At 75.3% G+C, this 7,383-nt stretch carries 5 protein-coding genes and 1 pseudogene; 4 read left to right on the top strand and 2 right to left on the bottom strand.

The window, feature by feature from the left end; all coding sequences use genetic code 11:
- Window positions 1–40: 40 nt before the first annotated feature.
- A complete protein-coding gene (locus GQS09_RS11170; protein ID WP_165985870.1) occupies window positions 41–313 on the bottom strand; it encodes a DUF1876 domain-containing protein in 273 nt (90 codons plus the stop codon).
- A gap of 365 nt (window positions 314–678) precedes the next feature.
- Here GQS09_RS11170 and rsgA point away from each other — a divergent pair, with 365 nt between their 5' ends.
- The 4 genes from rsgA to GQS09_RS11190 all read left to right on the top strand — a co-directional run bounded on the left by rsgA (window position 679) and on the right by GQS09_RS11190 (window position 6,942).
- Window positions 679–1,863, top strand: a complete 1,185-nt coding sequence (gene rsgA, locus GQS09_RS11175; protein WP_313896086.1) for a ribosome small subunit-dependent GTPase A — start codon at window positions 679–681, stop codon at window positions 1,861–1,863.
- 244 nt (window positions 1,864–2,107) lie between these two features.
- Window positions 2,108–4,588 carry an endopeptidase La gene (locus tag GQS09_RS11180; RefSeq protein WP_165985871.1) on the top strand — a complete coding sequence of 827 codons (2,481 nt, stop codon included), beginning with the start codon at window positions 2,108–2,110 and terminating at the stop codon, window positions 4,586–4,588.
- A gap of 243 nt (window positions 4,589–4,831) precedes the next feature.
- The gene (locus GQS09_RS11185; protein WP_165985876.1) at window positions 4,832–6,436 is read left to right on the top strand and encodes an AlkA N-terminal domain-containing protein; all 1,605 of its coding nucleotides are present in this window, start codon (window positions 4,832–4,834) and stop codon (window positions 6,434–6,436) included.
- Window positions 6,433–6,942 carry a methylated-DNA--[protein]-cysteine S-methyltransferase gene (locus GQS09_RS11190; RefSeq protein ID WP_165985872.1) on the top strand — a complete coding sequence of 170 codons (510 nt, stop codon included), beginning with the start codon at window positions 6,433–6,435 and terminating at the stop codon, window positions 6,940–6,942. The genes GQS09_RS11185 and GQS09_RS11190 overlap by 4 nt, the downstream gene beginning before the upstream one ends.
- 257 nt (window positions 6,943–7,199) lie before the next feature.
- Here GQS09_RS11190 and GQS09_RS11195 read toward each other — a convergent pair.
- Window positions 7,200–7,383: pseudogene (locus GQS09_RS11195) on the bottom strand (hypothetical protein); the annotation flags it as partial.

Raw genomic sequence — 7,383 nt, forward strand, 5'->3', positions numbered from 1 at the left:
CGGCGCCCCGCCCGTGTGCGTGCCCAGCGCCGGTGTCCCGTCACACCCGGACGTGCGCGGGCGTGTGGGTGACCTCTTCTATCTCGCTCTCCGCCTTGTGCAGGAGCTGCTGTGCCAGGTCGTTGAGGAGCCTGGCGGCCGCGATCTCCTCGCCCACCCGGGGCTGGTCCGGGTCGTCGGGGTGCCGGTCCGCATGTCCGTGCGCCCGCAGTTCCCGGCCGTCGGGCAGCCGGAGCAGCGCCGCGGCGCGGGTCTCCGAACCGATCTCGTTGAACTCCATCTCGATGTGCCATCCCACGACAGCGTTCATCATGCTCACCTCCCGGTCGCTACTTATAGGGTGCTACGTCCCGCTTCGCACCGAAAGCCGGGACCTCCGCCGCCCGGGAAAACCGATTGCCGGGGCGGCAGGGGCCGCCTACTCTCTTCCCGTCCGGTACCGGACCGAGGGAATGACCACGGAGAAGGACGTGAGGGGGTGGGAGTCATGGCCGTCGCCTTCCCCGCGCATGCCGTCATCGCGCCAGTCGCCGGTGGCCGCATCCGCGCCCGCCGCATCCCGCTCCTGATCTCCGCGGCCCACGGCTGAGCCGCCGCGCCCCCTCCGGCATCCGCTGTGCCGTCGGCGGCGCGTGTCCGCCCGCCCGCCGGGGCCGCCCTCACCGAAGGGTTCACCCCGTGACGCAGCACTCCCACGCACCGTCCTCTTCCTCCTCTGCCTCTTCTTCCTCTTCTTCCTCCTCTGCCTCGTCTCCCTCGCACTCCTCGGGTGCCTCGCATCCGCTCCGGCCGTACGGCTGGGACGAGTACGCCGCCGACGCCTTCGCCCCCTATGCCGACGAGGGCGTGCTGCCCGGCCGGATCGTCCGCATGCACCGCGCCGTCTGCGAGGTGATCACCGAGCACGGCCTGGTCCGCGCCGCCTGGCGGGCCGGCGGCGCCGATCCGACCCGCATCGCCTGCACCGGTGACTGGGCCGTCCTGGACGGCGCCGTCCCGGCGGCGCCCGGCGCCGGCTGGTCGGTGCGCACCCTGCTGCCCCGCCGTACCGCCTTTCTGCGCTCCGGTTCCAGCAAGAGCTCGCACGGCCAGGTGCTGGCCGCCAATGTCGACCTGGCCCTGGTCGCGGTCTCGCTCGGCGAGGACCTGGTGCCCGGGCGCCTGGAACGCTTCGTCTCGCTGGCCTGGGCCGGCGGCGCCCAGCCCGTGGTGGTGCTGACCAAGGCCGACCTGGCCGCGGACGCCCGCCATCTGCACGCCGAGGCCCGCTCCCTGGCCCCGGGCTCGGACGTGTTCACGGTCAGCGCGCTGACCGGCGAGGGCGTGCCGGAACTGGCCGCCGCGCTGGCCGGTGTCACCTCGGTGCTGATCGGCGTCTCCGGCGCCGGGAAGTCCACCCTGGTCAACGCGCTCACCGGCCGCACCGGGGAGGAGGCCCAGCGGGTGCAGGAGGTGCGCACCGCGGACGGCCGCGGCCGGCACACCACCACGACCCGCGATCTGCTGCCGCTTCCCGGCGGCGGGGTGCTGATCGACACTCCCGGGCTGCGCGGTGTGGGCCTGTGGGACGCCGAGGACGGCGTGGGCCGGACCTTCGCCGACATCGAGGAACTGTCCGGGGGCTGCCGCTTCACGGACTGCGCGCACCGCACCGAGCCGGGCTGCGCGGTGCTGGCGGCGGTGGCGGACGGCACGCTCACCGAACGGCGGCTGGAGAGCTACCGCAAGCTCCTCCGGGAGAACGCCTACCTGGCAGCCCGCACCGATGCCCGGCTCCGTGCCGAGCAGCGCCGTGAGGGGAAGCTGCGGGCCGCCGTGGGCAAGCACGCCGCGCAACAGAAGTACGGTCCCCGCCCGCGCTGACGCCCCCGGGCCCGCCGGGTCAGCGGCCCGGCGGCGCGGCGGCCCGGCCGGTCCCGTCCGGTGTCCCTGCCGGTACCGGACGGGCGCCGGGCCCGCCCGGGGTCGCCGCGCCGCCGCGCCGCCGCGCCGCTCCGGGGCGGAGCGCTGTGATCGCTGTGAGCGAACAGCCCGGAGGGCGGGGAACATCCGCACACCCGTCCGCATTGAGTAGGTCAGACTCAAGTTAGCTGCGGATGGAGTGGTCATGGCTGTTTCGCACACTGCACTCACCCTGCCGGTGCTGCCACTCGACGGCGAAGTGGTACTGCCCGGCATGGTGGTCTCCCTGGAGCTGTCCGACCGTGAGGTCCGCGCCGCCGTGGAGGCGGCGCAGGCCGCCGCCGGACCGGCCCGCAAGCCCGAGGTCCTGCTCGTCCCCCGGGTGGACGGCAGCTACCCGGAGACCGGCGTGCTGGCCCGCGTCGAACAGGTCGGACGGCTGGCCGGGGGCGACCCCGGTGCCCTGGTCCGCGGCCTGCGCCGGGTCCGCATCGGCACCGGCACCACCGGCCCTGGAGCCGCCCTGTGGGTGCAGGGCACGGTCATCGAGGAGACCGTCCCCGACCCGCTGCCCGGCGCCCTGGCGGAACTGGCCAAGGAGTACAAGGCCCTGGCCACCGACTGGCTGCGCAAGCGCGGCGCCTGGCAGGTCGTCGACCGCGTGCAGCAGATCGACGACATCGGCCTGCTCGCCGACAACGCCGGCTATTCGCCGTTCCTCTCCCTGGCCCAGCGGCTGAAGCTGCTGGAGACCACCGACCCGGCCGAGCGGCTCCGCCTGGCCACCGACCAGCTCAAGGAGCACCTCGCCGAGCAGGACGTCGCCGAGACCATCGCCAAGGACGTCCAGGACGGCGTGGAGAAGCAGCAGCGCGAGTTCCTGCTGCGCCGGCAGCTCGAAGCGGTCCGCAAGGAACTGGCCGAACTGAACGGCGAGCCCGCCGACGACCGCGAGGACTACCGGGCCCGGGTGGAGGCCGCCGGCCTTCCGGAGAAGGTGCGCGAGGCCGCGCTCAAGGAGGTCGACAAGCTGGAGCGGTCCTCCGAGCAGTCCCCCGAGAGCGGCTGGATCCGCACCTGGCTGGACACCGTCCTGGAACTGCCCTGGAACACCACCACCGAGGACGCCTACGACATCACCGCAGCGAAGGCGGTGCTGGACGCCGACCACGCCGGCCTGGAGGACGTCAAGGACCGGATCATCGAGTACCTGGCGGTGCGCAAGCGCCGCGCCGAACGCGGCCTGGCCGCGGACGACGGCAGCGGTGCGCGGCGCGACGGCGGCGCGGTGCTGGCCCTGGTCGGCCCGCCGGGCGTCGGCAAGACCAGTCTCGGCGAGAGCGTGGCCCGCGCCATGGGCCGCAGGTTCGTCCGGGTGGCACTCGGCGGGGTGCGGGACGAGGCCGAGATCCGCGGCCACCGCCGCACCTACGTCGGCGCCCTGCCCGGCCGCATCGTGCGGGCCGTCAAGGAGGCCGGGTCCATGAACCCGGTGGTGCTGCTGGACGAGATCGACAAGGTCGGCAGCGACTTCCGCGGCGACCCGGCCGCGGCCCTGCTGGAGGTCCTCGACCCGGCCCAGAACCACACCTTCCGGGACCACTACCTGGAGGTGGAGCTGGACCTGAGCGACGTGGTCTTCCTGGCCACCGCCAACGCCATGGAGACCATTCCGCAGCCGCTGCTGGACCGCATGGAACTGGTCCGGCTGGACGGCTACACCGAGGACGAGAAGGTCGCCATCGCCCGCGACCACCTGCTGCCCCGCCAGCTCCGCCGCGCCGGCCTGGCCGGCCCGGCCGGCCCGGCCGCCGAGGACGGCGACGGCGGCGGCGACGGTGCCGGTGCCGCGGCCGGGACCGGTGAGCCCGAGGTGCGGATCGAGGAGGCGGCACTGCGCAAGCTGGCCGCCGAGTACACCCGCGAGGCAGGGGTGCGTTCCCTGGAGCGCGCCATCGCCCGGGTGCTGCGCAAGGTCGCGGCCCGCAGCGAACTCGGCGAGCAGCAGCTTCCCTTCACCGTCACCGAGGAGAGCCTGCGCGATCTGCTGGGCCGGCCCCGCTTCGTGCCCGAGGCGGCCCAGGACCCGGCCGAGCGCCGCACCGCCGTCCCCGGCGTGTCCACCGGGCTGGCGGTCACCGGCACCGGCGGGGACGTGCTCTTCGTCGAGGCCTCCCTGGCCGATCCGGAGACCGGCGCCGCCGGGCTGACCCTCACCGGCCAGCTGGGCGAGGTGATGAAGGAGTCCGGCCAGATCGCCCTGTCCTACCTGCGCTCGCGCGGCGCCGAACTGGAACTGCCGGTCGGTGACCTGAAGGAGCGCGGCATCCACCTGCACGTCCCGGCGGGTGCGGTGCCCAAGGACGGCCCGAGCGCGGGCATCACCATGATCACCGCACTGGCCTCGCTGCTCAGCGGACGCCAGGTGCGGCCGGACGTGGCGATGACCGGTGAGGTCTCGCTGACCGGACGGGTGCTGCCGATCGGCGGCGTCAAGCAGAAGCTGCTGGCCGCGCACCGCGCCGGGATCAGCACGGTGATCATTCCCAGGCGGAACGAGCCGGACCTGGACGACGTGCCGGAGGAGGTGCTCCAGACGCTCGACGTCCACCCGGTCACCGATGTCCGCCAGGTGCTGGAGCTCGCCCTGGAACCCGCCCGCCGCGAGGTTCCGGTCGCCGCCTGACACCGGCCGGTACGGCCCGCTTCTCCCCGCCGCCGCCCGGCCCGGTCCCTGCCGGGCCGGGCGGCGCGCGGCCCCCAGGGGGAGTGCGGCCGCGTGACACCCGGAATCGCCGCCCACGACACCCCGCTGGCCACCGGCGGTCGGTTTTCCGGCCCGGACGGGCCGCCGGGCCGTGAACCGGTCACCGCCGTGTCCGATAACCGCCAGTCCCGTCCTGCGGAAGCTGCCAGACTCGACCGCGTGATGGACGACAATGCCAGGTACGAGGCGGTACGCAGCCGGGACCAGCGGTTCGACGGCGTATTCTTCACCTGCGTGCTCAGCACCGGCATCTACTGCCGCCCGAGCTGCCCGGCACGCACCCCCAGACGGGAGAACGTGCGGTTCCGGCCCTCGGCCGCGGCGGCGCAGGCCGCCGGCTTCCGGGCCTGCCGCCGCTGCCGCCCGGACGCGGTGCCCGGCTCGGCGGAGTGGAACGTCCGGGCCGACGCCGTGGGCCGGGCCATGCGGATGATCGCCGACGGCGTGGTGGACCGCGAGGGTGTCGCGGGACTCGCCCGGCGGCTCGGCTACAGCACCCGGCAGGTGCAGCGTCAGCTCACCGCCGAGCTGGGCGCGAGCGCCGTCGCGCTGGCCCGTGCCCAGCGGGCGCACACCGCGCGGGTACTGCTGCAGACCACGGGGCTGCCGGTCACCGAGATCGCCTTCGCCTCCGGCTTCTCCAGCGTCCGCCAGTTCAACGACACGATCCGTGAGATCTACGCCCGCACCCCTCGCGAACTGCGCCGCGAACCCGCCGCCCGCACCACGCCCGCCGGTGCCGGTGCGCCCGCCGCCGCCCGGGCCGTGTCTCCGGCAGCGGGCGCACCGGGGCGGGTGGGGCTGCGGCTGGCCTACCGCGGGCCCTGTGCGGTCCGGGAGATCTTCGGCTTCCTGGCCCGGCGCGCCGTCGCCGGGATCGAGGAGATCACCGGCGAGCCCGGCTCCCGCACCTACCGCCGCACCCTGCGGCTGCCGCACGGCTGGGGCGTGACCGAGGTCGACGAGCGCACCTCGCCCGGCGGCGGCTGGCTGGACTGCCGGCTCGCACTCTCCGACCTCCGGGACCTGACCACCGCCGTGCAGCGCACCCGGCGCCTGTTCGACCTCGACGCCGACCCCTGGGCGGTGACCGAGCGCCTCGCCGCCGACCCGGTGCTCGGCCCGCTCGCCGCCGCCCGCCCCGGCCTGCGCTCACCCGGCGCCGCCGATCCGGAGGAACTGGCCGTCCGGGCGGTGCTGGGCCAGCAGGTCACCGTCTCCGCCGCCCGTACCCTCGCGGGCATCCTGGTGACCGCGCACGGCACCCCGCTGCCCCGCCCGGACGGCGGCCTGACCCACCTCTTTCCCGAGCCCGGGGCGCTCGCCGGGGCGTCACTCGGCGGACTCCCGGTGCCCGCCTCGCGGCGCGCCGCCCTGCGCGGCCTGTGCGCGGCCCTGGCCGACGGCAGCGTGGTGCTGGAGCCGGGTGCCTGCCGGGACGAGGCCGAACGGGCGCTGCTCGCCCTGCGCGGCATCGGCCCGTGGACCGCCGGCTACATCCGGATGCGTGCCCTGGGCGATCCGGACGTCTTCCTGCCCGGTGACGCGGGAGTGCGGCACGCGCTGCCGGCCGTCGGCGCCGGACCGGCGGCGGACGCCGCCTGGCGCCCCTGGCGCAGCTATGCCGTGCACCACCTGTGGAACGCCGCCGCCGGTCCCGCCGGCCCCCCGCCCGCCGCCGCGCCCGCCGGCACTGTCACCACTGTCCCTGTCACCGCCGCCGCCGTCACCGCCGGACCGCCCGCACCGAAGGAGCCCCGCCCATGACCGTCCCGCTGCGGTACACCACGCACCCCAGCCCGCTCGGCGAACTGCTGCTCACCGGCCCCGAGCCCGGCCTGCTGGCGGGCGTGTACTTCACCGGCCAGCGCCACGCCCCGGCCGTCCACCCCGGATGGCGGCGCGACGGCACCGGATTCCGCGCCGCCGCCGAGCAGCTTGACGCCTACTTCGCCGGTGAGCTCAAGGAGTTCGCGCTGTACTCCGCCGTCACCGGCACCGACTTCCAGCGGCGGGTGTGGGCCGCGCTGGACACCATCCCCTACGGCAGCACGGTCAGCTACGCGGAACTGGCCGCCACGGCCGGCCTGCCGGCCCGCTCCGCCCGCGCGGTGGGCGGGGCGGTCGGCCGCAACCCGCTCACCGTGGTCCGCCCCTGCCACCGGGTGATCGGTACCGGCGGTTCGCTGACCGGCTACGCCGGCGGCACCGAGCGCAAGCGCCGCCTGCTCACCCTGGAGGGCGTCCTCGGGGAGACCCCCGCCCGCCGCTGACGGGCCCGTCCGGCCACGCCGCCGCCCGTCCGTCCGGGCACACACAGGGCGGCGGCCCGGCCACCCCGCACGGGGTGCTGCCGGGCCGCCGCCCTGAAGGATGCGCGATACGAGATGCGGGTGCCGTCGGCCTCAGCCGAACTGACGCTCAATGCGGGCCAGCTTCTCCTCCAGGGAGTCCAGCCGGGGCGCCTGGCTGTAACCGCCGCCGTAGTCCGAGCCGTAGCCGTTGCCGNGAGATGCGGGTGCCGTCGGCCTCAGCCGAACTGACGCTCAATGCGGGCCAGCTTCTCCTCCAGGGAGTCCAGCCGGGGCGCCTGGCTGTAACCGCCGCCGTAGTCCGAGCCGTAGCCGTTGCCGCCGCCGACGACGGCGCCGCCGGACGGGGCCGCGCCGGAGCCGTAGGGCGCCTCGGCCGCGGCGGCCCGCTGCCGCTCCACG

This window comes from Streptomyces sp. YIM 98790 (assembly GCF_011421595.1).
Classification (GTDB): domain Bacteria; phylum Actinomycetota; class Actinomycetes; order Streptomycetales; family Streptomycetaceae; genus Streptomyces.